The following is a 25,827-nucleotide window of genomic DNA, read 5'->3' on the forward strand; positions in this document are numbered from 1 at the left end:
GGTCCGTGGCTGCGGACCCTTGGAATCAACCGTCTAGGCCATCGACACGAGGTTGCGGCCGTACGCCTTCGCCGCCAGCAGCGCCGCGTCGGCCGCCACCAGCAGGTCCGGCAGCTCGTAGCCGAACCGCGTCGTGGTCGCCACGCCGATCGACACGGTCAGGCCGCGCAGCTCGTGCGGATTGCCGTCGGTGGCCATCGTCGGCACCCGCAACGCGGCCACGGCCTTGCGGACGCGTTCGGCGACCGACTCCGCCTCGTCCGGCGAAGCCTCTGGCAGCAGGACGACGAACTCCTCGCCGCCGAACCGGCCGACGAGATCACCGCGCCGGACCGTGCCGCGCAGGAGCAGGGAGATGGCGGCGAGGGCGGCGTCACCTGCCAGGTGGCCCACCTCGTCGTTGACCTTCTTGAAGTGGTCGAGGTCGAGCAGCATCACGGCCATCGGCCGGGTGCGGCTGGAGCCCTTGGTGAGTTCGTAGCGGGCGCGGCTGTCCCAGTGCACGGCGTTGGCCAGACCCGTCTTGGCGTCGCGCTGGGCCGAGCGGCGCCACTGCGGGAGCTGGGCCGCGCGTTCGAGCAGCAGCAGGGGCGGGCCGGCGATCAGGGCGTGGATGGAGTTCGCCTCGGCCACGCAGCCCATCAGGCCGCCGATCGACACCGCGACGATGCCGAGGATCACGTCGATCGGTTCGCCGACGTTCTCCTCGAAGGACGCGGCGGGGCGGCGGAGTTTCAGGCCGAGCGCGATCAGGGCCGCGCGCAGGGTCAGCAGCACGGCGGCGCCGAGGACCATGACCGGGAGACCGGCGTGCGGGTTCGACCAGCCCAGCAGGTAGCGGGTGGCGAAGACGGCGAGCGACGTCGCGCTCAGGGTGAACAGCCAGCGGTGGGTCTCCGGGCGTTGCGCGAGCAGGCAGTGCAGCGCTGGGCCGAAGAGCAGGAGCACCAGGAGGTTCGGCGGCAGGGCGAGGATGCCCGCCGTCAGATAGGAGAGGTGTGCGGCCCACGGGTTGCGCTCGGTCTCGCCGAGGCGGTGGCTGTAGATCGAGCTGCCGATGATCACCGCGCCCGCCGTGCCCGCGATGGCGGCGAAACGGCCGATCTCGGAGGGTTCCGGAGTAGGCGTGGAGATGATCACGTAGGTGACCATGCCCAGGGCCACCAGGTCGATGAACAACCAGTAGCAGAGCGCGGGCCGCCGCAGTGTCCACACCGGCCAGTCGCGCACCTGTATGCCCTCCCCACCTGAACCCGGAGAGCGTCGCACATTCCTCCGTTCGGCAGAAGACGGCCACCTGGGGGTTAGCCAGCGCACGTTCACGCGGCAGGATGGTGTCCGAAAGGAGCACAGCGTGCCCAGAATGCCTGCCGAACGTGTGACGAAGGTGATCGACGACCCGGCCACACCGCTGTGGCGCGGGGCGATTGCGCTACGGATAGTCACATTCCTCTTCGCGGCGGCGAACGTGATCGCGAACCAGGCCTGGTACATCCGGCCGTGGCTCGCGTGGACCACGCTCGGGGTGATGGCGCTGTGGTCCGTGTTCACCAGCCGCGCCTACAGCACGACGTGGGGCAGGCGCTGGCCGTTCGTGCTGGTCGACCTGGCGCTGACGTGCGGGCTCATGTCGTTGTCGCCGCTGATCATGTCGAGCCACCAGCTGCTGACCCTGAACGTGCCGCTGATCACCACGATCTGGGCGTGCGTTCCAGCGGTCGCGCTGGGCGCTCTGGGCGGAGCCACGGCCGGGTTCGCCGGTGGCCTGACGGTCGGCCTCTTCACCTACCTGTCGAAGGGTGTGCCGAGCCTCGACCTGCTGCGGGACGTCGTGTTGCTGGCCGGAGCGGGCATGGTCGTCGGCATGGCGTCGGCCACCGCACGGCGTTCGGCGGTGCTGCTCGCCCAGGCGTTGCGCGCGGAAGCGGCCACGGCGGAACGGGAGCGGCTCGCCCGTTCGATCCACGACAGCGTCCTGCAGGTGCTCGCCCGCGTGCGCAAGCGCGGGCTGGAAGTCGGTGGCGAGGCGGCGGAACTGGCCAAGCTGGCCGGTGAGCAGGAGGTGGCGCTGCGGAACCTGGTGGCCGCCGCACCGACAGACTCCACTGTGGACGGAGAGATCGACCTGCGCCCCGGCCTGCAGCTGCTGGCCACACCTCGCATTCAGGTGTCCACGCCGGCCACCCAGGTGATGATCACCGCCGCCACGGCGGGCGAGCTGCACTCGTTGGTCCGCGAAGCACTGTCCAACGTGGACAAGCACGCCGGTGACGACGCGCGGGCGTGGGTGCTGCTGGAGGACTTGGGGGAAGAAGTCGTGTTGAGTGTCCGGGACGATGGACCAGGCATCCCGGACGGCCGCATCGCCTCCGCCGCGGCGGAGGGCAGGATGGGCATCGAGAAGTCGATCAAAGGCCGGGTGGAGTCGCTCGGCGGCACCCTCGAACTCCAGACCGGGCCGGGGGAGGGCACGGAGTGGGAGGTTCGGGTGTTCAGGAAGGGGGCGGCAGGATGACGGTCTCGGTGATGGTCGTGGACGACCACCCGATGTGGCGCGAGGGCGTGGCACGCGACCTCCAGGAGCGCGGTTTCGAGATCGTGGCGACCGCGGGTGATGCCGCGTCCGCCGTGCGCATCGCGAAGGCCGTGCGGCCCAACGTGGTGCTGATGGACCTCAACCTCGGTGAGCTCTCCGGTGTCGACGCGACGTTGATGATCACCAGCGAACTGCCGGACACCCGCGTGCTGGTGCTGTCCGCGTCCGGCGAGCACGACGACGTGCTGCAGGCCGTGAAGGCGGGCGCGTCGGGCTACCTGGTGAAGTCCGCGTCCTCGGAGGAACTGGTCGAGGCTGTTTCGCGGACCGCCGCGGGTGACGCCGTGTTCACCGCCGGACTGGCCGGCCTCGTGCTGGGCGAGTACCGCCGCATGGCCGCCGCGCCCGACGACTCGAAGGACAAGCCCGAACTCACCGAACGGGAGACCGAAGTACTCCGTTTGGTGGCCAAGGGACTGACCGCACGCCAGATCGCCAACCGCCTGGTGATCTCCCACCGCACGGTCGAAAACCACGTCCAGTCGACATTGCGGAAACTCCAACTGCACAACCGGGTGGAGTTGGCGCGTTATGCCATCGAGCACGGTCTCGACGCCGAACCGGAGGCAGAGCAATGACAGACCCCAGGGACTTACGCGTGTCCGACCCCGAACGCGAGCACGTCGTCAGCCTGCTGAACAAGGCAGTGGGCCGCGGCATGATCACGCTCGACGAGTTCACGACGCGCACCGACACCGCTCTCGCCGCTGTGACCAGGGCAGACCTGAACGCCGTGCTCATCGATCTGCCCGGCATGGTCAACAACGAGCTTGCCCACGCGCGGACCGAGCTGAAGAACACGATGGGCACCACCGTGCGCAAGGGCCACTGGGTCGTCCCGCGCGAGCTGGTCATCCGCAACACGCTCGGCTCGACCAACCTCGACTTCACCCAGGCCGAGGTGCCGCCGCTGGTCAACGTCGACCTCGACGTGTCGCTGGGCTCGGTGAAGCTCGTGCTGCCCGCGGGGTCGTCGGTCAACGTCGACGGCGTGGAGATCACCGCGGGCGAGCTGAAGGACAAGGTCCACAACGCCGTCGGCAACCCTCACTTCCAGCTCAAGGGCGCCGTGCGCGGCGGCTCCGTGGTGATCAAGCGGAAGCGCTGATCCGCACGTTCACCTGTGAAGGTGAACTGCACAAGGACTTCAGAAAGTCCTGATGGACTGCACAAGCGGGGAGGGCGACACTTCCCGCATGAAGGCTCTCGTCAAGGTCGCCGCTGGGCCTGGCCTCGAACTGACCGACGTTCCCGACCCCACGCCGGGTCCGACCGACGTGGTCGTCCGAGTGCTGCGCACCGGCATCTGCGGTACCGACCTGCACATCGACTCGTGGGACGACTGGGCGGCGCAGAACATCAAGGCGCCGCTCACGCTCGGGCACGAGTTCGTGGGCGAGGTCGTCGAGACAGGCGCGTCCGTCACCGGTGTCAAGATCGGTGATCTGGTCAGCGGCGAGGGCCACCTCGTGTGCGGGACCTGCCGCAACTGCAAGGCCGGGCGCAGGCACCTGTGTGCCAACACCAAGGGCCTCGGCGTGCACTCCAACGGCGCGTTCGCGAAGTACGTCGTGCTGCCCGAGCAGAACGCGTGGGTGCACCGGACGCCCGTCGACCTGGACGTGGCCGCGATCTTCGACCCGTTCGGCAACGCCGTGCACACCGCGTTGAGCTTCCCGGTCATCGGCGAGGACGTGATCATCACGGGCGCCGGGCCGATCGGCATCATGGCCGCCGCTGTCGCCAAGCACGCGGGTGCGCGCAACGTCGTGATCACCGACGTCTCCGAGCACCGGCTGGACCTCGCGCGCAAGGTCGGCGTCGACCTCGCGGTGAACGTCGCCGAGAAGACGATCGAGCAGGCGCAGGCCGACCTGGGCATGGCAGAGGGCTTCGACGTCGGCATGGAGATGTCCGGCAAGCCGTCCGCCCTGCAGAGCATGATCGCGAACATGGCGCACGGCGGTCGCATCGCGATGCTGGGGCTGCCGGCGGAGGAGTTCCCGGTCGACTGGAGCAGCGTCGTGCTGAAGATGCTGCACCTCAAGGGAATTTACGGCCGCGAGATGTTCGAGACCTGGTACTCGATGACGGTGCTGCTGCAGCGCGGCCTCGACCTCGCGCCGGTCATCACCCACCGGTACGACTACACGCAGCACGCGGAGGCCTTCGCCACCGCGCGCGAGGGCAAGTGCGGCAAGGTCATCCTCGACTGGAGTGGAGCCTGATGTACGGCGAGCTGAAGAACGACCTCCTCAAGACCATCGAGGAGATCCGGGAGGCCGGGCTCTACAAGGCCGAACGCGTCATCGGCACCCCGCAGAACGCCGCCGTGAGGGTCGGCCAGGGTGACGAGGTCCTGAACTTCTGCGCCAACAACTACCTCGGGCTCGCCGACCACCCGCGCCTGATCGAGGCCGCGAAGACCGCGCTCGACGAGTGGGGCTTCGGCATGGCGTCGGTGCGGTTCATCTGCGGCACCCAGGAGCCGCACAAGGAACTGGAGCGCAAGCTCAGCGAGTTCCTCGGCACTGACGACACGATCCTCTACAGCTCGTGCTTCGACGCGAACGGCGGTCTGTTCGAGACGCTGCTCGGCGCCGAGGACGCGATCATCTCCGACGAGCTGAACCACGCGTCGATCATCGACGGCGTGCGCCTCTCCAAAGCGCGCAGGTTCCGGTACAAGAACCGCGACATGGACGACCTGGAGCGCCAGCTCAAGGACTCGGCCGACGCGCGCTACCGGCTGATCGCGACCGACGGCGTGTTCTCGATGGACGGCTACCTCGCGCCGCTCGACGAGATCTGCGACCTGGCCGAGCGGTACAACGCGCTGGTCATGGTCGACGACTCGCACGCCGTGGGCTTCACCGGCCCGACCGGCCGCGGCACCCCGGAGCTCTTCGGCGTGCAGGACCGTGTCGACATCGTCACCGGCACGCTCGGCAAGGCGCTCGGCGGTGCGTCCGGCGGCTACACGTCCGGCCGGAAAGAGATCGTCGAACTGCTGCGCCAGCGCTCGCGCCCGTACCTGTTCTCGAACTCGCTCGCGCCGTCGATCACCGCCGCCGCGATCGCCACGCTGGACATGCTGTCGAACTCCTCGGAGCTCCTCACCCAGCTGCGCTCCAACACCGAGCTCTTCCGCCGGCGCATGACCGAGGAGGGCTTCGACCTGCTCCCCGGCGAGCACCCGATCATCCCGGTGATGATCGGCGACGCGGCCGAGGCGGCACGACTGGCCGACCTGCTGCTGGAACAGGGCATCTACGTGATCGGCTTCTCGTACCCGGTGGTGCCGCACGGCAAGGCTCGTATCCGCACGCAGATGTCCGCCGCGCACACGACGGAGGACGTGAACCGGGCGGTCGACGCGTTCGTCGCCGCACGAGCCAAGATGTGACCCCGGTCACTCGCCGGTAAGAATCGGCACGGTCGGCGCACTACCTCGTGAAGAGGGAGGGGCGATCGTGGAGGACTTCTCGGCTGTCTACCGCGAGTGTTACCCGCGTGTGCTCGCCTATGCCGCGAGCCACGCGGGTGCGCAGCGAGCGGAGGACATCACCAGCGAGACCTTCACCATCGCCTGGCACAAGCTCGACCAGATGCCGTCCAACGCACTGCCGTGGCTGCTCGGCATAGCCCGCAACCTCGTGCGCGCAGCCCGCAGGCAGGTGCGGCACGACGAACTCGACGACGTGCCCATCACCGACGACTTCGTGCGGGTGGTGGAGTTGCGGGCGGCGCTGTCGAGCCTGTCCGAGGCCGACCAGGAGGTGCTCACGCTGGTCGCGTGGCACGGGCTGGCGGCTGCCGAGGCCGCGCAGGTGCTCGGGTGCACGACGGCGACGTTCTTCGTGCGTCTGCACCGGGCGCGACGACGGTTGCAGGCCGCTCTCTCGTTCGCGAACTTCGACCGTGCGAGGGAGTCATGGAAGACCTCCTGAAGGAACTGGCTCAGGCCAAGCCGCCGGCGCTCCCGGTCGACCGGGAGCGGATGGAGAGCGACCTCGCCCGGATCATCGCGCTGCCGCGGACGCAGAGCCGCCGGTCGTTCAAGCGGTTCGCTCCCGTGCTGGTGGCGGCCGCCGTGATCGCGCTCGTGGTCGTTCTGCTGCCGAAACCGACCCAACCCGTGCAGCCCGCCGCGTCCGCACCCTGGTGGCACGCGCTGACGCAGGAGTGGTCGCTGATGGTCGTCGGCAACTCGGCGAACCCGTACATCGTGCGCCTCGACTCGAAGACGGACCGGTGGCAGTCCAGGAACAGCCAGGTCACGGTCCTGCAGAAGGACGGGACGGTAGAGCCCTTCTCTCAGGACGACGACGCGAAGTGGGAGGCGGCGGGCAAGCCGGCGACGGTGCCCCAGGCCTACGGCAGCCACGCGGTGCGCATCGGGCCGATGAAGCCTGCGGTGCAGCAGTCCTACGTCTCCGGGTTCCAGATGTCCCTGCACAGCCCGGTGCGCCTCGACTCGTTCGACGCGCTGCCTGCCGACCCGGTCGAGCTGAAGAAGACGCTCGCCACCCTCACCAGCGAGAGGACCGACTACCGAATCGCCTCGCTCGCCATGGACGTGATGACGTCGAACGTGCGGGCCGACCAGCGGCAGGCGGCGTTCGAGCTGCTCAAGACGCTCGACGGGGCACGGGTCCTCAACAACGTGTTGCTCCGCAACGGCCGTTACGGCATCGGGGTGGCGATCACCGCACCTGCCCCGTTCCAGTTCTACCAAGCCGAGACCCAGTTCGTGATCAACCCCGAGACCGGCATGCCGATCCTCAGGCGGGACGTCCTCACCGTGCCTCAGTTCGGCATGCCCGCCGGCGAGCCCATCTCGGAGGAGGAATACCTCCTGCTCGAAGCGACGAACATCGACCCGATCGTGCCTCAGGACGTCCCCGTGAACGGCGAAGTCGAATCCCCCATCATTGAGCGGTGATCGACCCACGACGGCTCCGCGTGCTGCGCGCGTTGGCTGACCACGGCACCGTGACAGCCGCTGCTGCTGCGCTGCACCTCACGCCGTCAGCGGTGTCGCAGCAGCTCGCCGCCCTGGAGTCCGAAGCGGGCCACCCGTTGTTGCTCCGCAAAGGACGCAGGGTCTCGCTGACTCCCGCCGGTGAGCTGCTCGTCGCGCACGCCCATGTCGTGGCAGCCGAACTGGAACGCGCACAGGCCACTTTGGACGCTCTTGCCTCCGGCTCAGCCGGACGAGTCGCCGTGGCAGCCTTCGCGTCGGCGATCACGCAGGTCGTCGCACCCGCGCTCAAGGCGTTGCGGGAACGGTCGATCGAGCTGTCGGTGCGGGACGCCGAGGGCCACGAGAGCGTCCGGCTGCTGGTCGACGGCGAGATCGACGTGGCGATCACCGAGGAACACCGGACCACGGATCGCCTCACGCGCTTCCCGCTCTACACCGAGCCGTTCGACGTCGTGCTGCCGCCGGGGCACGCGCTGTCGGGCGGACCGGTCGAGCTGCAGGCGCTGGCGGACGAGGACTGGGTCGTGACGCTGCCGGGAAATCCTCTGCGGGACGTCGTGGAGATGGCGTGCGCGCAGGCCGGGTTCACGCCGCGGATCCGGCACACGTCAGACGATTTCCGCGCGATCCAGGCGTTGGTCGCAGCGGGCGCGGGTGTGGCATTGGCGCCTCGTAATGCCGTGCGTGGCACACCAATTGCAGGAACACCACCACTCAGGCGCGTTGTCGCGGCCGTACGTCGTGGAACGGAAGACCACCCGTTGATCCAGGTTGTGTTCGAAGAATTGAACCGCCTCCAATAACTACTTCCTTCAGGGATATTCGGACGGAAACGATGGATCGAAGGGGATCCGTACTTCTAGCTTCATCGCCATGCCACGACGAATCTCCAGCGTGGTGGGACGGGAGTTCGGCGAGGGCGTCCGGCGCGCCATCGAACAGACCCGCCTGACCCACCGCGAACTCGCTGAAGCACTGGACTGGGACCCCGCCAAGCTCTCCGACCTGGTGCGGGGCAAGGGCGGGGTCAACGAGAGCGACCTGAAACAGCTGCTCGGGTACTGCCGCGTCAAACCTGACGAAGTCCGGCGGTTGCTGAGGCTGTTCCACGAGACGCGGGAGAACGGATATCTCCAGATCCCGGCCCAGATGCAGAGTCTGATCACTCAGGAACGGCTCGCCAACGCCATCACGTCCCTGTCGCTGAACCTCATTCCCGGCCGACTCCAGACCGTTGACTACATGCGTGCCGTTATCGCTGCGTCAGCTCGTTCGAAGGAGATCGACTGGGAGGAGGTCATCGCCGCAAAGCTGGCTCGCCGCGAGTTCTTCCACTGGAGTCGGCAGTTCGTCTTCTACATCCACGAACAGGCCCTGCACCTCCCGGTGGGCGGCCCGGATGTCATGAAGGACCAGCTTCTCCACCTGCTGGGGATGGCCCAGCGCACCTACATCACTTTGCGCATCGTGCCCACCGCGATCGGCGCGCATGCCGGAGTGTCGGGCGCGTTCATGCTGCTCGAGTACGAGAAGTTCGAGCCAGTCGTCTACCTGGAGAGCAAGAACTCCAGCCTGTTCCTCGAAGACAAGGCAGTTCTGGACACCTACACCGCGGTGCTGAAGCTCCTCGACCAGCAGGCGTTGGATGCGGAACAATCGAAGGAGCTGATCACCAGCATCCTGATGTGAGGAGATGTTCCGCATGCCGGTCTGGCACAAGAGCAGCTACAGCGCCGAAGGCAACGACTGCGTCGAGGTCGGTCGTGGCATCGGCATCCGGGACAGCAAAGCGCCGACCACGCACCTGCCGGTGTCGGACAAGGCGTGGTCGGCGTTCCTCGAACTAGTGCGGGGCGCGAGCAGCTAGCTTCGCCGTCGCGGGGTCCGGTGCGGCCAGGGCGCCACGGGCCGCGAGCTGGCAGATGTCCATGCTGGACGTCGCGAGCTTCGCGCCGACATCCGCGAGAGCCGTGTGGTTCATCGACAACGACGTCACGCCCATGCCGATGAGCACGCACGCGAGCAACGGGTCGGCCGCCGCCTCACCACACACACCGATCGGCTTGCCCGCAGCCGTGGCCGCCTCACCGACCTGCGCGATCAGGCGCAGCAACGCCGGCTGCCACGGGTCGTTCAGCGCAGCCACGCCACCGAGCTGGCGGTCGGCGGCGAAGACGTACTGGGCCAGGTCGTTGGTGCCGATGGAGATGAAGTCGACGACCTGCAGGATCTCGCGCGCCGACAACGCGGCGGACGGAACCTCGACCATCACGCCGGCGCGGGCGATACCTGCCTGACGAGCACGCGCGACGAACCACGAGGCCTCGGCAGCAGTCGCGACCATCGGGGCCATGACCGAGACGTCGGCGCCGGACGAGGCAGCAGCGGCGGCGATGGCCTGGAGCTGGCGATCGAGCACCTCAGGGCGGTCGAAGGCCACGCGCAGACCGCGCACTCCGAGGGCCGGGTTGGGTTCGGGGTCCGGGCTCAGAAACGCCAGCGGCTTGTCCGCGCCCGCGTCGAGGGTGCGCACCACAACCGGCTTGCCCTTAAACGGCGCCAGCACAGCCGCATAGGCAGCAGTCTGCTCAGCAACACTCGGTTCCTCCGCCGCGTCGAGGAAGCAGAACTCCGTGCGGAACAGGCCGACGCCCTCCGCACCGGCGGCGGCAGCAGCGGCAGCGTCCGCGGGGGAACCGACGTTGCCGAGGACCTTCACGCGGTGGCCGTCCTTCAGCACACCGACGCCGTTCCAGGTGGCCTTCTTGCCGGTGCCGGCCGCACGGACCTTGCCGTCCGACTCGCGCACGTGCCCGGTGTCGCCGTCGACCTCGAGAGCTGCGACGTCCAGCGCCAGCACGCCACGGCACGCGACGACGGCCGGAATGCCCAGCGACCGCGCCAGAATCGCGGTGTGCGAGGTGGGACCACCCTCCTCGGTGACCAGCGCGAGCACCTTCGACGGGTCGAGACCGGCGGTGTCCGCGGGCGCCAGATCACGCGCCACCAGCACGGACGGGGAAGCCAGGTCCGGTACGCCTGGCGCGGGCAGGCCCAGCAGCTCGGCCACCACGCGGTCGCGGACGTCCTGGACGTCGCGGGCCCGTTCGGCCATGTAGCCACCGGCGGCCTGCAGTGCGGAGATGAACTTCGCGGCGGCCTGGTGCACCGCACGGGCAGCCGGAAGAGCCTCGTCGACGACCAGCTTCTCGGCCGACTTGATGAGCGACGGGTCGCCCGCCATCGCCGCCGTCGTCTCCAGCACGGCGCGCGCCTCGCCCTCGACGGTCTTCGCGCGCTCCATCAGGCGCTGCGCGACGACCTCGGTGGCCGGGCGGATCCGAGAGGCTTCTTCTTTTGTATCCGCAGGTCGCGGACCCAGCGGAGGTTCCGGCAGGGCTTCAGCGACCCTGACCACTGGGCCGGAAGCCCGGCCGCTGCTGACACCGACACCGCTCAGCCGCGCGCTCGACATGGTCTAGACCATACCCTTCCACCGGGAACCGACGACAGCTCAGTGTGACTAATCCAGCGGCGGAATGCGGAAAGCAGCGGAGGCGGTTGTCGTGGCGTAACGCAGAAGTGCGTCTCCATCGACCATCCGATACATCGTGTTCACAAACGTCCTCAGCTCGCGCTGGTACGAGATGAAGAGCAGGCCGTCGGCGAAGTTGTAGGAGCGGCGCAGCATCAGGCCCGCCCCCGCCATCAGCGGATGCGCCCGCCGGACGTGCGCGTCGGCCGGGATGACGTACTCGCCGTCCGGTGTCTTTGCCGACAAATCGACCTCTTCGCCGCCGGACAACGGCACGGCGTCGTGCTTCCTGCGCCCGAAGACCCGTTCCTGTTCAGCGACGGACAGCACCTTGAAGGCCGCGAAGTCGAGCTTGATCCGGCGCACGACCGCGATCGTCGACCCGTCCGGCAGCCAGACCTCCTGCTCGAACTCGTCCGGCGTCTTCGGCACGACGATGCCGTCCTTGAAACCCAACCCGTTCGTGCGATCAGCGTTGCAAAAGCCCTGTTCACGCCACCGCAACTGGCCATCGGGCCGCAACCGCGCAGCCGCGTCGCTCACCGCATCGACATCGTCTCCGCAGATCTGCAGGAAGAGCTTCCCGCCGAGCTCCCGCGGCCGGACCGCGTCACCGGGGAACTCCGGCAGCCCGTCGATCCCGTGCCCCCACGTCACCGTGACCGACGAGCTGACCTGCGCAGATGGCACGGCAGTCGCGTCCCACACGGAGACGTCGGCGTGCAGCTGCGGCGGCGTGACGACACCGGGCTGACGTTCAGGCGAGCCGCATGCGCCGAGTAGCCCAAGAGCAGCAGCGCCGTACAGCAGACGGCGGCGTGAGAGTTGGCCCACAGGGGCAGTGTGACAGTAGGCCGAACGGCGCAGTACGGTGACCGGCTGTGCGCGCTCCGTACACACTGACAGCACTGCTTCTGGTCGCCGGTTGCTCGTCGGCGGCGCAACCGAAACTCGGCGGCGAGATCGCCGTCCCGGCGCAGCTGGGCACCATCCAGGCCGCCGTCGACGCGGCGCGGGAAGGCGCGACCATCGTCGTGTCGCCCGGCGTCTACAAGGAGTCCGTGCAGGTCAGGACCAAGGGTCTGACGATCAGGGGCACCCAGCGCGGCAGCGTGATCATCGACGGCGAGGTCAAGCGCGCCAACGGGATCGTGGTCACCGCGCCGGAGGTGTCGGTGCAGAACCTGACCGTCCGCAACCACACGCTGAACGGCGTCCTGGTCACCGGGCTGAGCGAGAACGGCGGGATGGGCCGTGGCAGCAACGGCTACACGAAGCTCGACACGCAGAAGTTCCCGCCGTTGCAGGGCTTCCGCGTCTCGTACGTGACGGCGAGCAACAACGCGCTGTACGGCATCTACGCGTTCGACGCCCAGCACGGCGTGATCGAGCAGAGCTACGCGAGCGGCAGCGCGGACTCCGGTTTCTACGTCGGCCAGTGCAAGCCGTGCGACATCGTCGTGCGCGGCAACGTCGCCGAGCGCAACGCCGTCGGTTACGAGGGCACGAACTCGTCCGGCCAGATGTACGTGCTGGGCAACAGGTTCAGCGGCAACCGGGTCGGCATGACCTCGAACTCCGACTACCAGGAGGCGTTCGTGCCGCAGGAGGACGCCACGTTCGCCGGCAACCTCGTGTCGGACAACGCCGAAGCCCTCTCCCCGGCTCAGGCCGACGGCGCCTTCGGACTCGGCATGGGCATTGCGGGCGGCACGCGGAACCTGGTGTCCCGCAACCTGATCACCGGCAACCCCGGCATCGGCGTCGCCCTGGGTTCCAGCGAGGACATGGCACCGCTCGACAACCTCTTCGAGGGCAACGTGATCACGCACAACGGCCTGGACGTGCTGTACGCGGCCTCGAAACGGGCACCCGGCAAGAACAACTGCTTCGCCCGCGAACGCTGCTACGACGGCGTCGGCGACCCGTTGCCGAAATCCTCTGCACCTCGCGGGATCCCGTTCAACCAGGTCGCGGCTCCTCCGCTGCAGCCGGAGATGCCGAAGGACCCGTTGCCGGACAAGGCACCGAACGTCGAGAAGTACGGGGTTCCGACCGAGGACCTGTTCGAAGACCGTGCGGCGGTGCGGTCGTGAAGAAAGCCCTCGCGCTGTTGCTGGTGCTGTCGGCCTGCAGCGCCACGCCAGATCCGCGGCCTCTCTCGATCCCAGAGGCAGAACGCCTGGCGCTCGTCAGGTTCTCCAACTACACGACCGGGACCAGCGGGTTCACCGCGTCCGTGCCGTCGCCCGGCGGCAAGCTCGTGCTGGACGGCCGCGTCGACTTCGTGAACCACCTCGGCTACGCGGGCATGCGCACGGACGGCCGCGACGACCAGTTCTCCAGGGGCCTGGTGCAGTGGAACCTCGGCCGGATGGCGTTCGCGATGAACCCGTCCACCAAGCCGGTCGACCCGATTCCCGTGGTCGACTGGCAGATCCGCGACCTGCGCGAACGGGGCTCGGAGCTGGACGGCGCGTTGAGGCTGCTGGTGAACCTCGGTTCCGACCGGCCGGAGAACCCTCAGCTGCTGCTGCAGAGTTCCGCGCGCTGGTTGCGTTCGGACAGGATCGGCGAGACGGCCGTCGACATCTTCGAGGGGCCCAAGAAGGACAACGCGGACGCGAGGCTGCGCTACTGGCTCGACCAGGACGGCAAGCTCCGCAGGCTGGAAGCCAAGCTGGGCAACCAGGAAGAGCTCGCCGTCTTCGACTTCACCGGGTCGGGCGACCCCGTGAAGGTCATCCCGCCACTGGCGAGCTGACCTCGGCTGCGGTCGGGTACGAGGGCTGCGCGCCGGCCTTCGTGACGGACAACGCGGCGACCTTCACCGCGTACTCGGCGGCGACCACGACCCGGTCGCCCTCGGCCAGTCGCGCGGAGAAGGCGCCGGCGAACGCGTCACCGGCACCGGTCGTGTCGACGACCTTGTCGACCTTCACCCCCGGGATCTCCTTGACCCCGGCGGGCAGGACCACGGCCACCCCGCGTTCGCCGAGCGTCACGATCGCGGTGTGCGGGCCGAGCCGGAGCAGGTGCCGCCAGTCGGACGCGAGCTGTGCGGCCTCGTGCTCGTTCACGATCAACGTCGTGAGCTGCTTGAGCGTCTCGGCGGGCAGTTCCGCGACCGGCGAGAGGTTCAGCACCGTCTTCACGCCGGCCTTCGAGGCGGCGTCGATCGCGTGGATCACCGTCTCCAGCGGCACTTCCAGCGAGCACGTCAGCACCTGCACGCCGTCGAACGACAGAGCGTCCACATCGGACTCGGCGACGTCGGCGTTGGCGCCGGGGGAGACGACGATGGAGTTCTCGCCGTCCGGGGTCACGGTGATGTAAGCGATCCCGGTAGGGCGCTGTGACGTCTTCACCAGCGCGGTGTCCACGCCCGAATCCTCGAGCGAAGAACGCAGCAGCGAGCCGTATCCGTCATCACCAAGAGCGCCGACGAGTGCCACGGAAGCACCCACCCGAGCAGCGGCAACCGCCGTGTTCGCGCCCTTGCCGCCGGGCAGCACGACGGTGTCGCCGCCGAGCACGGTCTCACCGCCGCCGGGCCGCCTGCCGACCTCGACCACGAGGTCGGCGTTGGCGGACCCGAGCACGAGCAGAGGCTTCGTCACTTGTTGAACTCTGCCACGTTCTGCTTCGTGATGACCTTCACCTCGACGTCGACGACCTGCTGAACGGGCTCGCCCTTCGCAGCCTTGACCGCCTGCTCGACGGACTTGGACCCGAGCAGCTTCGGCTGCTGCGCGATCGTCGCGACCATGGTGCCGTCCTGGATCGCCTTCAGACCGTCCGGCGTGCCGTCGAAGCCGACGACCATGACGTCCTTGCCGGCACGGGCGCCGAGCGCCTTGATCGCACCGAGCGCCATCTCGTCGTTCTCGGCGAAGATGCCCTTGAGACCGGGGTGACCCTGCAGCAGGTTCGTGGTCTCGTTGAGGCCCTTGGCGCGGTCGAAGTCCGCGACGGCCGTGGCCGCGACCTTGATGTTGCCGCTGTTCAGGCCCTGCTCGAAGCCCTGCCCGCGGTCACGCGACGCGGACGCGCCCGGAATGCCCTTGAGGTGCGCGACCTCGCCGGACGTGGCGCGGCCGAGCTCGATGGCCGCGAGGCTGCCGCCGGAGACGTTGTTCGAGGCGACCTCGGCGGCGACCTTGCCCTCGACCGCGCGGTCGACCGAGATCAGCGGGATGTTCGCCATCTCCGCTGCCTTGGCGGCGGGCGCGGACTGCTTGGAGTCCACCGGGTTCAGGATGATCACCTTCACGCCCTGGGTCACCAGCGTCTGCACCTGGTTGACCTGGTTCGTGGCGTCGTTCTGCGCGTCGACCACGGTCAGCTTGGCGCCGAGCTGGTTCGCCATCTCCTGCGCGCCCTGCTGCAGCTGCACGAAGAACGGGTTGTTCAAAGTGGACACCGCGAGGCCGATCGTGATGCCGCTTCCTCCGGACGCCCCTGTACCGCTGCACCCGGTCGCCAGCAGAGCAGCGGCGCCGAGCGTCAGCGCGATCCGTCGGGTCACCTTCATTGGTGTTTTCCTTACCTGTTCGGGATATCTCAGCGACGGCGAAGTGAGTCGAGCAGCGCGGCGAGAGCGATCACCACACCGATGACGACCTGCTGCCAGAACGGCGGCACTTGCAGCAGGTTGAGGCCGTTGCGCAGGACGGCGAGCACAAGTGCGCCGACCAACGTCCCGGTGGCGCGGCCAACGCCACCGGACAACGACGCACCGCCGATGACGACCGCGGCGATCGCGTCGAGCTCGTAGCCGACCGCTGCCTGCGGACCGGCGGACCCCAGCCGTCCCGCGAGCACGAGGCCCGCGGCGGCGGCGAACAGGCCGCTCAGCGCGTAGATCCAGAGCTTCTGCTTCCGGACGTCGATGCCGCTGAGCTTGGCTGCTTCCTCGTTGCCGCCGATCGCGTACATGCGGCGGCCGAGGTTGGTGCGGGTGAGGATCAGGCCGGTGACGCCGAAGAACGCCAGCATCAGCAGCAGCGGCAACGGGACCATCGGCGCGAGGTTCGAGCCGAGGAACGTCACCGCGGCGTCGGTCTCGTGCGGCTGACCTCCGGCAATGACCACCGCCAGGCCACGCGCGATGCTCAGCGTCGCGAGCGTCGCGATGAACGGCGGCAGCTTGCCGTACGCGATCAACACACCGTTGAGGAGGCCGCAGATCACCCCGAAGACCAGGCCGACCGGACCGGCGGTGAGCGCACCGACCATGCCGGCGAACGCGGCGACGCTGCCCACCGACAGGTCGATGCCGCCGGCGACGACCACGAACGTCATGCCGAAAGCCATGATCGCGATGACCGCGGTCTGAACACCGACGTTGAGCAGGTTCTGCACCGACAGGAACGCCGGCTGCATGACCGTGATCACCGCGGCGAGCAGGACCAGTCCCGCCAATGCGCCGTTCTCGCTGGTGAACTTGCGAATGTTGATCGTGCTCACGCTGAGATCTCCTGCACGGCGAGTGCCATCACCTGGTCTTGGGTCGCGCCCTTGGGCAGCTCGCCCGCGACTTTTCCGTGGGCCATCACGACGACGCGGTCGCTCATCCCGATCACCTCGGGCAGGTCGCTGGACACGAGCAGCACGGCCCGGCCCTGCGCGGTCATCCGGTTGATCAGCTCGTAGATCTCGACCTTCGCGCCGACGTCGACGCCGCGCGTGGGCTCGTCGAGGATCAGCACCTTCGGGTCGGCGAGCAGCCACTTGCCGATGACGACCTTCTGCTGGTTGCCGCCGGAGAGCTCCTTCACGGGCTGCTCGACGCGGCCCTTGATCCGGAGCTTGCCCGCGATGTCGTGCAGGCGTTTCCGGTCGCGGTTCTCCAGCGTGGCCAGCTCCAGGTTCTGTCCGACCGTCGCGGTCAGCACCAGTCCCTGGCCCTTGCGGTCTTCCGGCACGAGGCCGAGTCCTGCCTTGATCGCGGCCTGGACGTTCCCGCGCGGCAACGTTTTCCCGTCGACCTGCACGCTGCCGCGGTCGTAGTCGTCCACACCGAACGCGGCCCGCGCGACTTCCGTCCGTCCGGCACCGACCAGACCGGCGATGCCGACGACCTCGCCCGCGTGTACCTCGATGGAGATGTCCTCGAAGACACCACGCTTCGTGAGGTTGCTGATCTGCAGGAGCGGCTGGCCAGGACGTTGCCGTGCGCGCGGGTACTGCTCGTTGATCGGACGGCCGACCATGAGCTCGATCATGTGCTGAGTCGTTGCCCGCGGCCCGAGGACGCCCACGCTGCGGCCGTCGCGCAGGACCGTGATGCGGTCGGCGATCCGCTGGATCTCGTCGAGGTGGTGCGTGATGAAGACGAGGCCGACGCCGTTCTTGCGCAGCTGAGCCATGATCTGCAGCAACCGGTCGGTCTCGGTGTCGGTGAGGACCGCGGTCGGTTCGTCGAGGATCAGGACGCCTGAGTTCTTGTCGAGCGCGCGGGCGATCTCGATCATCTGCTGCTGCGCGATGCCGAGGTCCTTGACCTTGGCGTTCGGGTCGACGTTGAGCCCGACCCGTTCCAGCAGCTTCGGGGCCCTGCGGCGCATCTCGGCGCGGTCGACGAACCCGTACTTGCGCGGCAGCCGGTTGAGGAACAGGTTCTCCGCGACTGACAGCTCGGGGACGAGCGCCAACTCCTGGTGGATCACGGCGAGGCTGGCTTTGCCCTCGATCGTGCCCGCGTCGTGGCTGTGGATGCCCGCGAGCACCTTGACCAGCGTGGACTTGCCGGCGCCGTTCTCGCCGAGCAGGACGTGGACCTCGCCCGCGTTGATGTCGAGGTCGACGCCGTCCAACGCTTTGGTGGCGCCGAAGTGCTTGGTGATGCCGCGAGCGGTGATGAGCGTCTTCACAGCTCGGCCTCCCCGCACGAGCCGCGCAGCACGAGCTTCGCGGTGAGGCGGACGTCGTCGGGCTGCTGGCCGTTGATCAGGGCGAGCAGGCTGCGGGCGGCGGCCCGGCCCATCTCCACGGTCGGCTGGGCGATGACCGTGATCGGCGGGTCGAGCAGCGGGAACCACGGCTGGTCGTCGAACACCGCGAGCGCGATGTCGTGCGGAATCTGCAGGCCACGGGCCCTGATCTCGCCCAACGCGCCGAGGCCCATCAGGTTGTCCATCACGACGAGCGCAGTGACTCCGTCGTCGATCAGCTTCGCGGCGGCCTGGCTGCCGCTCTCCTGCCGGAAATCACCGTGCACGACCCGCGCGACGCCACCGAGAGCGCCGGTCAGCACGTCGGTTCGTTCTCTTCCAGTGGAGGTGTTCGGCGGTCCCGCGATCACACCGATGCGGGAGTGGCCGGCGCCGACGAGCCGCCGGGCGAGCGCGGTCAATGCCTCGCTGCCGTCGGCGCGGACGACGGGGCATGTGGCGCCCCTGACCGTCCGGTCGAGCAGGACGAGCGGTACGCCGCCTGCGCTCACTTCGCGAACCAGGCTCGGGTCGTCGGTCGCGGGGCACAGCAGGAGGCCGTCCACCCGGCGGTCGAGCAGGGTGCGCACGTACGTGGCTTCCTGCTCGGCGCTCTCGTCGGCGTTCCCGATCACGACGCAGTAGCCGTGTGACCGGGCTTCGTCCTCGACCGCTCGCGCGATCTCGGCGAAGAACGGGTTCAGCAGATCGCTGATGACCAGACCGAGGGTCTGGGTGCTGGTGGTCCTGAGGGATCGCGCCAGGGCGTTGGGCCGGTAACCGAGCTCCTCGATCGCGGCGAGCACGCGCTCACGGGTCTCCGGGGTCGGTGCGGCATGGCCGTTGAGCACGCGCGACACGGTGGCCGTGGAGACGCCGGCGTGCTGCGCGACGTCCTTCATGGTCGTCACGGCGCAGAAGTTAATCGATTACACACCTATGTAGTCAAGCCGGATGAGTAGGTGTACGGATGTCACTGGGCGTGCTCTGCCTCACTCTGATCACATGGACGGACAGGATCGCCTCGGGTACGAGCAGCGCCTCGCGCTGGAGCTCGCGGCCATCGGGCAGCGGCTGACGATGATCAGCTCGGAGATGCGGGAGCACTCCTCTTCGGTCGCGACCGCGGCACCTCCCGTCCCGCAGACGGCGCAGGCGCCGGTCGTGGCTCCTCCTGTGGCGGTCCCGATGCCGCCGCCGAGCCCTTGGGCGCAGCAGGCACCGATGCAGCACCAGATGCCCCAACCCCAGGTGCAGTGGCCGCAGCCGCCGCCTCCGCAGCACTGGCCCGTGCAGCCGCCGCCACCTCGCGAAACGTTGTTCGAGAAGCTCGGCAAGGACGGCGCGGGCTCGAAGCTGCTGGCCTGGGTCGGTGGCGCGATCACCGTGCTCGGGTTCGTGCTGCTGCTGATCCTCGCGATCCAGCGCGGCTGGCTCGGCCCGATGCCGCGCGTCATCGGCGGTGCGGTGTTCAGCGGCGCGTTGGTCGGCATCGGCATGTGGCTGCACCGCAACCCGGCCGGCCGCACCGGGGCGTTCGCTTTGGCCGCCACCGGTTTCGCGGGCCTCTACCTCGACGTCATCGCCGCCACAAGCCTCTACGAGTACTTCCCTCCCGGCGTGGGTCTCGTCGTCGGGCTCGCGGTCGCGGCGAGCGGTGTCGTGCTCGCGTTGCGGTGGGAGTCGCAAACGCTCGCGGTCGGCGTTGTCGCAGCGTGTGCCATCTGCTCGCCGATATTGACGGACGGCTTCACGGTGTTGCTGGTCGGCTTCCTGCTGGTGCTGAAGATGGCCAGCACGCCGGTCCAGATCCAGCGCAACTGGCCGGGTCTCGCGATCGCCGGTGGCTTCCCGCCGATCATCGCCTCGCTGCTCGCGACCGCTCAGGCCATCCCGGCCGACTTCGAGTGGACCGTCGTCGGAGTCGCCGGCGCCACGACCGTCGTCGGCATCGTGGTCGCGCTGCTGACGATCCGGAAGCGTCCGGACGACGTCGTCGCGATCGCGATGATCGCGGGCTCGGCGTTGCCCGCGATGTTCGCGACCACGCTGCTGCACGACCCGGCCAACTCGATCCTGGCCGGTGCCGTCGCCGCGGTCCTGCTGGCGATCTGGATGGTCCCGGACCTGCCGCGCGCGTTCACGACGGCGGCCGGCGCGACGGGCATGCTCGCGTTGTTCCAGACGACGGTGATCGCGCTGGACGGCAACGTGCGGACGGCGATCGTGCTTGCCGAGGCGGTGCTGCTGGCGTTCCTCGCGGCCCGGTTGGACAAGAGGAGCGCGCTGGTCGGGTCGATCGTGTTCGGCGCCGTCGGGTTCCTGATGACGGTCGGTCAGGCCGTGCCGATCTCGTGGCTGATCGAAGAACCCCGCTACATCGTCGTCACCCAAGGCGACTACGCGGCCGGGCTGGTCACGGCACTCGTGCTGGGCATCTACGCGGCGGTCGCGCCCTGGGCCGCGCTGAAGATGCAGGTGCTGCGCGAGCCGGCCAGGCACCCGTTCCCGTGGATCATCTCCGGGCTCGTGCTGCTCTACGGCGCGGCGGGTGCGGTGCTGTGCGCGGCGCTGCTGGTCTCGCCGGACGAGAGCGGGTTCCTGTTCGGACACTCAGTCGTCACGGTGTCGTGGACCGTTGCCGCCTTGTTCTTGCTGGTCAGGGGCATCAACAACAAGGCGCTGCGGATCTCCGGCCTGATCCTGGTCGGCGCGGCGGTGATCAAGCTGGTGCTGTTCGACCTCGCGGCGCTCGACGGTGTGGCGCGTGTGCTGGCGTTCCTCGGCGCCGGTCTCGTGCTCCTGACCGCGGGCACCCGTTACGCCAAACTGGTGGCTTCTGCGAAGAATCCGGATTCATATGAATCCAAACCAGTAGCTCCGCCGTCTTACTAGGTATGGCCGTCGCCCGCGCCGCCGTCGCGGGCGACGGTCGTACTACAACCAGGCAAAGATTTCCCTCTGAAGAGTGACGGAAGTAGATCGAAAGCACCCGGAAGTGGTCCCATCGGGCGTATGGCAAAGCCACGCCTCGTGGCCGCGGTTCTAGCGCTCTCAGCGGCTTTCGCGGCGACTGGTGTTCATCAAGGGCACGAGTACACGACCACTTCCACCGCCTCGTTGTCCCCGCGCGCGTTCGTGGTGGGCAAGACGGGCCTCGTGCAGGTCGTCGACACCAGGAGCGGCGCGGTTCTCGCGCGGGCGGACACCGGGGGCCGCGCGACCGGCGTCGCGGTGTCCCCGGACGGGCAGCACCTCTACGTGATCAACGGGTGGACCGGCGCGATCACCGTGGTCGACACGACCACCGGCGCGGTCCTCGACCGGATCTTCACGCAGGTCCAGCTCTCGCACGCGGCGATGCGCCCGGACGGCAAGCGCCTTTACGTCTCGGCCAGCGGCGGCATCGCGGTCGTGGACCCGGAGAACTTCCGCCTGGTCGCGGCGGTGAAGGTCAACGGGCAGCCGCAGGGGCTGGCCGTGCACCCCAACAACCAGGTCCTGTACGTGGCCAACGCGCAGGACGGCACGGTCGGCCTGGTCGACACGGCGACGGCGTTCCAGACCTCGGCGGTGCAGGTCGGAGGGCTGCCGCAGTTCCTCGCGATCTCCCCGGACGGCAAGCGCCTGTACGTGAGCAGCATGCGCCTCGGTGAGAAGACGCCCGGCACGGTGTCGGTCCTCGACACGACCACGAACCAGGTCGTCGGCTCGCTGAGCGTCGGCAGGGGAGCGGGCAGCCTCGCGGTCACCCCGGACGGCGCCACCGTCTACCTGACACTGCCGAAGGAGAGCTCCGTCGTGATCATCGACGCGACGACCATGACGGTGCGCGACCGGCTGCACATCGACTCACCGAGCGTCGCCATCGCGCCGGGCGACCCGAGGGTCTTCCTCGCGACCGGCGCGACGACGACGGTGCTCGACAGTTCGCACGCGGTGCTGGCCACGTACTGGATGAAGTCGAACGAACTGGAGGAGACGAGGTCGCGCCAGTTCGACGCGACCATGATCACCTTCGCCTCCGGTCAGCCGACGGCGACCGGCTCGCGGATCTCGTCGTCCCAATCGTCGAAGTCGTCCACCGGCTCGTCGTGAAGCGCGAGGCGTTCCTGGATCCGCTTCAACGGACCGGGTGACCACCACGCGGCGTTGCCGAGGAGCTTGAGCACGGCCGGCACGAGCAGCATCCGGACGACTGTGGCGTCGAGGGCCAGCGCGAGGATCATGCCGACGCCGACGAACCGCATCATCGCGACCTGCGAGAACGCGAACGCGCCGGTGACGACGATCAGCAGCAGCGCCGCCGAGGTGATCACCCGGCCGGTCTTGGCCAGGCCGGTGCTCACCGCCTCCTCGGTCGTCGCGCCCTGTCCGCGCGCCTCGACCATCCTGCTGAGCAAGAAGACCTCGTAGTCCGTCGACAGGCCGAACACGATCGCGGCCATCAGCACGACGATGCCGGACTCGAGCGGTCCCGGCGTGACGCCGAGCAGGTCAGCCCCGTGGCCTTCCTGGAAGATCCACACCAGCACGCCGAACGTGGCGGACAGCGACAGCGCGCTCATCACGACCGCCTTGATCGGCAGCACGACCGAGCCGAACGCCAGGAACATCAGGATCAGCGTCGCACCGACCAGCAGCCCGATCATCAACGGCAGTCCGTCCGCGATGGCGTCGAGCGAGTCGGTGACGATGGCGGTGTTGCCGCCGACCAGCACTTCTGAGTTTGCCGGCGGCGTGATCGCGCGGACGTCCTTGAGCGCCTGCTTCGACTCACTGCTCAACGCGTCGTGTTCGAGCCCGGCGGCCGCGGCCGTGACGCCCTTGTCGGCGCCCATCGGCCTTGTGTCGCCGATGCCCGGGACGTCCTTGACCTTGTCGAGGTACTGCTGGACGGCGGCTTGGTCACCACCCTTGATGACGATCTTGAGGCCGGTGTTGGAGAGCGCGGAGAAGTTCTGGTTGATGTTCTCGGTGGCGACGCGCACGGCGTTGCCCTCTGGCAGGACCTTCTCGGTGACCTGGCCGAACTGGACGTTGAGGAACGGCGCTCCGAGCGCACCGAGGACCGCGATCAACGGGATCGCGAACAGCAGCGGCCGCTTCATGACCTTGCCACTGAGCGTGCGCCAGCCGCGTTCGCTCGGCTCCTTCTTGCGCCACGGCATGGCGAGCTTGTCGACCCGGTGGCCGAGCACGCCGAGCAACGCGGGCAGCAACGTCAGCGACACGAGCGCGGCGATCGCGACCGACGACATGCCGCCGTACGCGAGGGACTTCAGGAAGCCGTGCGGGAAGATCAGCAGTCCGGCGAGTGCGATGACCAGCAGCGTTGCGCTGAACATGACGGTACGGCCGGCGCTCGCCACGGTGCGGCCGACCGCCTGCTCGGTGGTGCGGCCTTGTGCCAGCTCCTCGCGGAACCGGCCGACCATGAACAGGCCGTAGTCGATCGCCATGCCCAGCCCGAGCAGCGACGCGACGTTGACCGCGAACGAGTTGACGCTCGTGAAGAGCGCGATGCCGTGCAGCACGCCGAGCGCACCCATGATCGCGAGCCCGCCGACGACGACGGGAAGACTTGCGGCCACCAGACCGCCGAAGATGATCACGAGCAGCAGCAGGACCAGCGGCAGCGAGAACATCTCGGCGCGCGTGAGGTCGTCCTGCGACATGTCGTTGATGGCCTTCTGGGTGGGCACGAGCCCGCCGACCTGCTGGGTGAATCCTTCGACGTTCAGCTGCTTCTGAACGTCCTCGAACTGCTTGATCTGCTCGTTCGAGTCACCGCTGGTCAGCGTGATGGCGACCAGCGCCTGCTGCTTGTCGTCCGACGGCACCGGCCCGGTGGCCTTGAGCACGTCGTGCGTCGGGAAGCCGCTGATGTGATCGGCGATCTTCTTGAGCTCGAGCGGGTTGGCGAAATCGCCGCGGTAAATGACGATCACGTCACCGTTCTGCCGCCCGAACGCCTCCTCGGCTACCTTGTCGGCCCGCGCCGCCTCGCTGGAAGGAGCCTCGTAACCACCCTGGCTGAGCTTGTCGAACACGCCCAGTCCCCACACGCCGCCGAGCACAGCGAGCAGTACGGTCGCGATCAACACCACCCACCGGCGGCGATATGCGATAGATCCCCACTTCGCGAACATCGACGACGGCCTCCTGGGTTACCGTGCTGTGAATCCCGTGAACTCTTGTAAACACCGTTCACTGAAACCGTACGGGGCCGTGGACGGGGTCTACAACCCGATGGAGTGACATATGACCGAGGCCACTCGCCGAGAACGACTCCGCGCAGAAACCGAGCGTGAGATTCGGCAGGCGGCCCGCGCCCTTTTGGTGGAACGCGGCCGCGACGCAGTGACCCTGCGTGCGATCGCACGCGAACTGGGCATCACCGCACCCGCCTTGTACCGCTACTACGACTCCCACGACGCCCTGTTGCGGCAGCTCTGCGACGACATCTGCGCCGACATGGCAGCGGCCTTGTACGCGGACCTCGCCGCGGAGCCTTCGGGCCACGTGGGATGCAAGGTCAGGGCGGTGTGCCGAGCCTTCCGCCGCTGGGCGCTGGCCCACCCCCAGGAGTTCGCGCTGGTCTTCGCCTCACCCCGGGACCCGCTGGGCGCCGACCAGTTCGGCTCGGTCTTCCTGCAGCTGGCCGGGCAGCTGATCGCCTCGAACCTGGTCGCCACGCACGCGGACGACGAGGTGCCCGAGGTGCTGCACGAGGACCTGGTGAGGTTCCAACAGGTCCTGGTGGACGCGGTGTCGGTGCACGGGGTTCAGATCGGCGAGGACGTCCTCAACCTGGGCAAGATCTACCACGTGGTGCAGTCGTGGGTGCGGCTGTACGGGCACGTGGCGCTGGAGGTGTTCGGGAGGTTCCCGTTCGCGGTGAGCAACCCGGAGCCGATGTTCGACAGCATGCTCGACCAGATGCTCACGGACATCGGCTTCCAGGAGGACGACTCTGCGATGTAGCGCGGATCGGGTATTGCGCGACATAGGACCATGGTCGACGCCAAGAACTCGGCAACATCTGCTGATCTACCTGCCACCCTCGAGGAACCGGAGTCGTCGGGCGGACCGGGCCAGGCCATCCTCGACCTGCTGGACAAGGCCATCGGCCTGCAGTCGGCGATGGTGCGCAAGAACATCGCCCGAGCTCGCCAGCGCAACCCGGAGGCGACGCCGGCAGAGGTCATCGGCACCCTGGAGAAGATGTACGTCAGTGCCCTGACCAGCACGGGGGCCGCGGTCGGAGGTGCCGCGGCCGCGCCTGGTGTCGGTACCGGGATCTCGCTGGCGTTGTCTGCGGGCGAAGCTCTGTCCTCGCTCGAGCTGAGCACCCTGTACGTGCTCTCGGTCGCCGAGGTCCACGGGGTCCCGCTCGACGAGATCGAACGCCGCCGGACTCTCGTTCTCGGGATCCTGCTCGGCGAGTCCGGTTCCAAGAGCATCGGCAAGGTCGCCGAGCGCACCGGCCAGTACTGGGCCCGCCAGCTCGTCGGCGCGGTGCCCACGGCAACGCTGAAACAGATCAACAAAGTCCTGGGCAAGAACTTCGTCACCAAGTACGGCACCAAGCAGGGGATCATCGTGCTCGGCCGGGCAGTCCCGTTCGGCATCGGTGCCGTGATCGGCGGCGCCGCCAACGCCACCGTCGCCACCCTGGCCGTCCGGGCCGCTCGACGAGCATTCGGCCCGGCACCCGAGTCGTGGCCGGAGGCAGAGTCGGCGCAGCCGTAGCCACGCCGACTCTTTCGTT

At 68.3% G+C, this 25,827-nt stretch carries 25 protein-coding genes; 16 read left to right on the forward strand and 9 right to left on the reverse strand.

Annotated features, from left to right (window positions below; genetic code table 11):
- Positions 1 to 33: 33 nt before the first annotated feature.
- Entirely contained in the window at positions 34 to 1,230 is a 1,197-nt protein-coding gene (locus tag UK23_RS20840; RefSeq protein ID WP_045313256.1) for a GGDEF domain-containing protein, read from the reverse strand.
- A 133-nt stretch (positions 1,231 to 1,363) separates the two neighbouring features.
- Between UK23_RS20840 and macS the strand changes: the two genes are divergently transcribed.
- The 10 genes from macS (at position 1,364) to UK23_RS49730 (ending at position 9,450) form a co-directional block, all read left to right on the forward strand.
- Complete coding sequence (macS, locus tag UK23_RS20845; RefSeq protein WP_045313257.1) at positions 1,364 to 2,515, forward strand: MacS family sensor histidine kinase; 1,152 nt, start codon at positions 1,364 to 1,366, stop codon at positions 2,513 to 2,515.
- A complete protein-coding gene (locus UK23_RS20850) occupies positions 2,512 to 3,174 on the forward strand; it encodes a response regulator (protein WP_045313258.1) in 663 nt (220 codons plus the stop codon). The genes macS and UK23_RS20850 overlap by 4 nt, the downstream gene beginning before the upstream one ends.
- A 20-nt stretch (positions 3,175 to 3,194) precedes the next feature.
- Positions 3,195 to 3,704: a DUF1707 SHOCT-like domain-containing protein gene (locus UK23_RS20855; protein WP_231114597.1), complete on the forward strand. Its 510-nt coding sequence runs from the start codon at positions 3,195 to 3,197 to the stop codon at positions 3,702 to 3,704.
- Positions 3,705 to 3,792: 88 nt separating this feature from the next.
- Positions 3,793 to 4,824: an L-threonine 3-dehydrogenase gene (gene tdh, locus UK23_RS20860; protein WP_045313260.1), complete on the forward strand. Its 1,032-nt coding sequence runs from the start codon at positions 3,793 to 3,795 to the stop codon at positions 4,822 to 4,824.
- The gene (locus UK23_RS20865) at positions 4,824 to 6,002 is read left to right on the forward strand and encodes a glycine C-acetyltransferase (RefSeq protein ID WP_045313261.1); all 1,179 of its coding nucleotides are present in this window, start codon (positions 4,824 to 4,826) and stop codon (positions 6,000 to 6,002) included. Before tdh ends, UK23_RS20865 begins: the two co-directional genes overlap by 1 nt.
- A 67-nt stretch (positions 6,003 to 6,069) precedes the next feature.
- Positions 6,070 to 6,546 (forward strand): RNA polymerase sigma factor, encoded by a 477-nt coding sequence (locus UK23_RS20870; RefSeq protein WP_052684859.1) that lies wholly within the window; start codon positions 6,070 to 6,072, stop codon positions 6,544 to 6,546.
- Positions 6,531 to 7,541 (forward strand): hypothetical protein, encoded by a 1,011-nt coding sequence (locus UK23_RS20875; RefSeq protein WP_045313263.1) that lies wholly within the window; start codon positions 6,531 to 6,533, stop codon positions 7,539 to 7,541. The genes UK23_RS20870 and UK23_RS20875 overlap by 16 nt, the downstream gene beginning before the upstream one ends.
- On the forward strand, positions 7,538 to 8,386 hold the full coding sequence (locus UK23_RS20880; RefSeq protein ID WP_045313264.1) for a LysR family transcriptional regulator: 849 nt from the start codon (positions 7,538 to 7,540) through the stop codon (positions 8,384 to 8,386). Before UK23_RS20875 ends, UK23_RS20880 begins: the two co-directional genes overlap by 4 nt.
- Before the next feature lie 70 nt (positions 8,387 to 8,456).
- Positions 8,457 to 9,272 carry a helix-turn-helix domain-containing protein gene (locus UK23_RS20885; protein ID WP_082114831.1) on the forward strand — a complete coding sequence of 272 codons (816 nt, stop codon included), beginning with the start codon at positions 8,457 to 8,459 and terminating at the stop codon, positions 9,270 to 9,272.
- A 13-nt stretch (positions 9,273 to 9,285) separates the two neighbouring features.
- Positions 9,286 to 9,450, forward strand: a complete 165-nt coding sequence (locus UK23_RS49730; RefSeq protein WP_231114598.1) for a DUF397 domain-containing protein — start codon at positions 9,286 to 9,288, stop codon at positions 9,448 to 9,450.
- Here UK23_RS49730 and ptsP read toward each other — a convergent pair.
- The gene (gene ptsP, locus UK23_RS20895; RefSeq protein ID WP_045313266.1) at positions 9,427 to 11,058 is read right to left on the reverse strand and encodes a phosphoenolpyruvate--protein phosphotransferase; all 1,632 of its coding nucleotides are present in this window, start codon (positions 11,056 to 11,058) and stop codon (positions 9,427 to 9,429) included. The two genes, UK23_RS49730 and ptsP, sit on opposite strands and share 24 nt — an antisense overlap.
- 48 nt (positions 11,059 to 11,106) lie before the next feature.
- Positions 11,107 to 11,952 carry a Dyp-type peroxidase gene (locus UK23_RS20900; protein WP_156213267.1) on the reverse strand — a complete coding sequence of 282 codons (846 nt, stop codon included), beginning with the start codon at positions 11,950 to 11,952 and terminating at the stop codon, positions 11,107 to 11,109.
- Between the two features lie 47 nt (positions 11,953 to 11,999).
- Here UK23_RS20900 and UK23_RS20905 point away from each other — a divergent pair, with 47 nt between their 5' ends.
- Together UK23_RS20905 and UK23_RS20910 are read left to right on the forward strand one after the other, a co-directional pair.
- The gene (locus tag UK23_RS20905; RefSeq protein ID WP_063778096.1) at positions 12,000 to 13,214 is read left to right on the forward strand and encodes a right-handed parallel beta-helix repeat-containing protein; all 1,215 of its coding nucleotides are present in this window, start codon (positions 12,000 to 12,002) and stop codon (positions 13,212 to 13,214) included.
- Entirely contained in the window at positions 13,211 to 13,882 is a 672-nt protein-coding gene (locus UK23_RS20910; RefSeq protein ID WP_045313267.1) for a hypothetical protein, read from the forward strand. The genes UK23_RS20905 and UK23_RS20910 overlap by 4 nt, the downstream gene beginning before the upstream one ends.
- Here UK23_RS20910 and UK23_RS20915 read toward each other — a convergent pair.
- From UK23_RS20915 to UK23_RS20935, 5 genes are read right to left on the reverse strand one after another with little or no spacing between them, the layout of a single operon-like run.
- A complete protein-coding gene (locus UK23_RS20915) occupies positions 13,860 to 14,738 on the reverse strand; it encodes a ribokinase (protein ID WP_045313268.1) in 879 nt (292 codons plus the stop codon). The two genes, UK23_RS20910 and UK23_RS20915, sit on opposite strands and share 23 nt — an antisense overlap.
- Positions 14,735 to 15,652 (reverse strand): substrate-binding domain-containing protein, encoded by a 918-nt coding sequence (locus tag UK23_RS20920; protein ID WP_045313269.1) that lies wholly within the window; start codon positions 15,650 to 15,652, stop codon positions 14,735 to 14,737. The genes UK23_RS20915 and UK23_RS20920 overlap by 4 nt, the downstream gene beginning before the upstream one ends.
- A gap of 29 nt (positions 15,653 to 15,681) precedes the next feature.
- A complete protein-coding gene (locus UK23_RS20925) occupies positions 15,682 to 16,587 on the reverse strand; it encodes an ABC transporter permease (RefSeq protein WP_045313270.1) in 906 nt (301 codons plus the stop codon).
- A complete protein-coding gene (locus UK23_RS20930) occupies positions 16,584 to 17,993 on the reverse strand; it encodes a sugar ABC transporter ATP-binding protein (RefSeq protein WP_045313271.1) in 1,410 nt (469 codons plus the stop codon). Before UK23_RS20930 ends, UK23_RS20925 begins: the two co-directional genes overlap by 4 nt.
- Positions 17,990 to 18,955, reverse strand: coding sequence for a LacI family DNA-binding transcriptional regulator (locus UK23_RS20935; RefSeq protein WP_045313295.1), 966 nt, complete (start codon positions 18,953 to 18,955; stop codon positions 17,990 to 17,992). Before UK23_RS20935 ends, UK23_RS20930 begins: the two co-directional genes overlap by 4 nt.
- 103 nt (positions 18,956 to 19,058) lie before the next feature.
- Between UK23_RS20935 and UK23_RS20940 the strand changes: the two genes are divergently transcribed.
- Positions 19,059 to 20,948 carry a DUF2339 domain-containing protein gene (locus tag UK23_RS20940; RefSeq protein WP_045313272.1) on the forward strand — a complete coding sequence of 630 codons (1,890 nt, stop codon included), beginning with the start codon at positions 19,059 to 19,061 and terminating at the stop codon, positions 20,946 to 20,948.
- Positions 20,949 to 21,068: 120 nt separating this feature from the next.
- A complete protein-coding gene (locus UK23_RS20945; protein ID WP_156213262.1) occupies positions 21,069 to 22,151 on the forward strand; it encodes a PD40 domain-containing protein in 1,083 nt (360 codons plus the stop codon).
- Here UK23_RS20945 and UK23_RS20950 read toward each other — a convergent pair.
- Positions 22,082 to 24,160, reverse strand: coding sequence for an MMPL family transporter (locus tag UK23_RS20950; protein ID WP_231114600.1), 2,079 nt, complete (start codon positions 24,158 to 24,160; stop codon positions 22,082 to 22,084). The genes UK23_RS20945 and UK23_RS20950 overlap by 70 nt on opposite strands.
- A gap of 157 nt (positions 24,161 to 24,317) precedes the next feature.
- Between UK23_RS20950 and UK23_RS20955 the strand changes: the two genes are divergently transcribed.
- A complete protein-coding gene (locus UK23_RS20955; RefSeq protein ID WP_045313275.1) occupies positions 24,318 to 25,040 on the forward strand; it encodes a TetR/AcrR family transcriptional regulator in 723 nt (240 codons plus the stop codon).
- A gap of 30 nt (positions 25,041 to 25,070) precedes the next feature.
- Positions 25,071 to 25,808: a hypothetical protein gene (locus tag UK23_RS20960; protein WP_196777803.1), complete on the forward strand. Its 738-nt coding sequence runs from the start codon at positions 25,071 to 25,073 to the stop codon at positions 25,806 to 25,808.
- The last annotated feature ends 19 nt before the right edge of the window (positions 25,809 to 25,827 follow it).

Origin of the sequence: Lentzea aerocolonigenes (assembly GCF_000955955.1) — a bacterium.
GTDB classification, from domain to species: Bacteria; Actinomycetota; Actinomycetes; order Mycobacteriales; family Pseudonocardiaceae; genus Lentzea; species Lentzea aerocolonigenes_A.

Coding starts and splice junctions, on each gene's coding strand:
- macS (WP_045313257.1), top strand. CDS start 1,364: ATGCCTGCCGAACGTGTGACGAAGGTGATCGACGACCCGGCCACACCG.
- UK23_RS20850 (WP_045313258.1), top strand. CDS start 2,512: ATGACGGTCTCGGTGATGGTCGTGGACGACCACCCGATGTGGCGCGAG.
- tdh (WP_045313260.1), top strand. CDS start 3,793: ATGAAGGCTCTCGTCAAGGTCGCCGCTGGGCCTGGCCTCGAACTGACC.
- UK23_RS20865 (WP_045313261.1), top strand. CDS start 4,824: ATGTACGGCGAGCTGAAGAACGACCTCCTCAAGACCATCGAGGAGATC.
- UK23_RS20875 (WP_045313263.1), top strand. CDS start 6,531: ATGGAAGACCTCCTGAAGGAACTGGCTCAGGCCAAGCCGCCGGCGCTC.
- UK23_RS20885 (WP_082114831.1), top strand. CDS start 8,457: ATGCCACGACGAATCTCCAGCGTGGTGGGACGGGAGTTCGGCGAGGGC.
- UK23_RS49730 (WP_231114598.1), top strand. CDS start 9,286: ATGCCGGTCTGGCACAAGAGCAGCTACAGCGCCGAAGGCAACGACTGC.
- ptsP (WP_045313266.1), bottom strand. CDS start 11,058: ATGTCGAGCGCGCGGCTGAGCGGTGTCGGTGTCAGCAGCGGCCGGGCT.
- UK23_RS20920 (WP_045313269.1), bottom strand. CDS start 15,652: ATGAAGGTGACCCGACGGATCGCGCTGACGCTCGGCGCCGCTGCTCTG.
- UK23_RS20935 (WP_045313295.1), bottom strand. CDS start 18,955: ATGAAGGACGTCGCGCAGCACGCCGGCGTCTCCACGGCCACCGTGTCG.
- UK23_RS20940 (WP_045313272.1), top strand. CDS start 19,059: ATGGACGGACAGGATCGCCTCGGGTACGAGCAGCGCCTCGCGCTGGAG.
- UK23_RS20945 (WP_156213262.1), top strand. CDS start 21,069: ATGGCAAAGCCACGCCTCGTGGCCGCGGTTCTAGCGCTCTCAGCGGCT.
- UK23_RS20955 (WP_045313275.1), top strand. CDS start 24,318: ATGACCGAGGCCACTCGCCGAGAACGACTCCGCGCAGAAACCGAGCGT.
- UK23_RS20960 (WP_196777803.1), top strand. CDS start 25,071: ATGGTCGACGCCAAGAACTCGGCAACATCTGCTGATCTACCTGCCACC.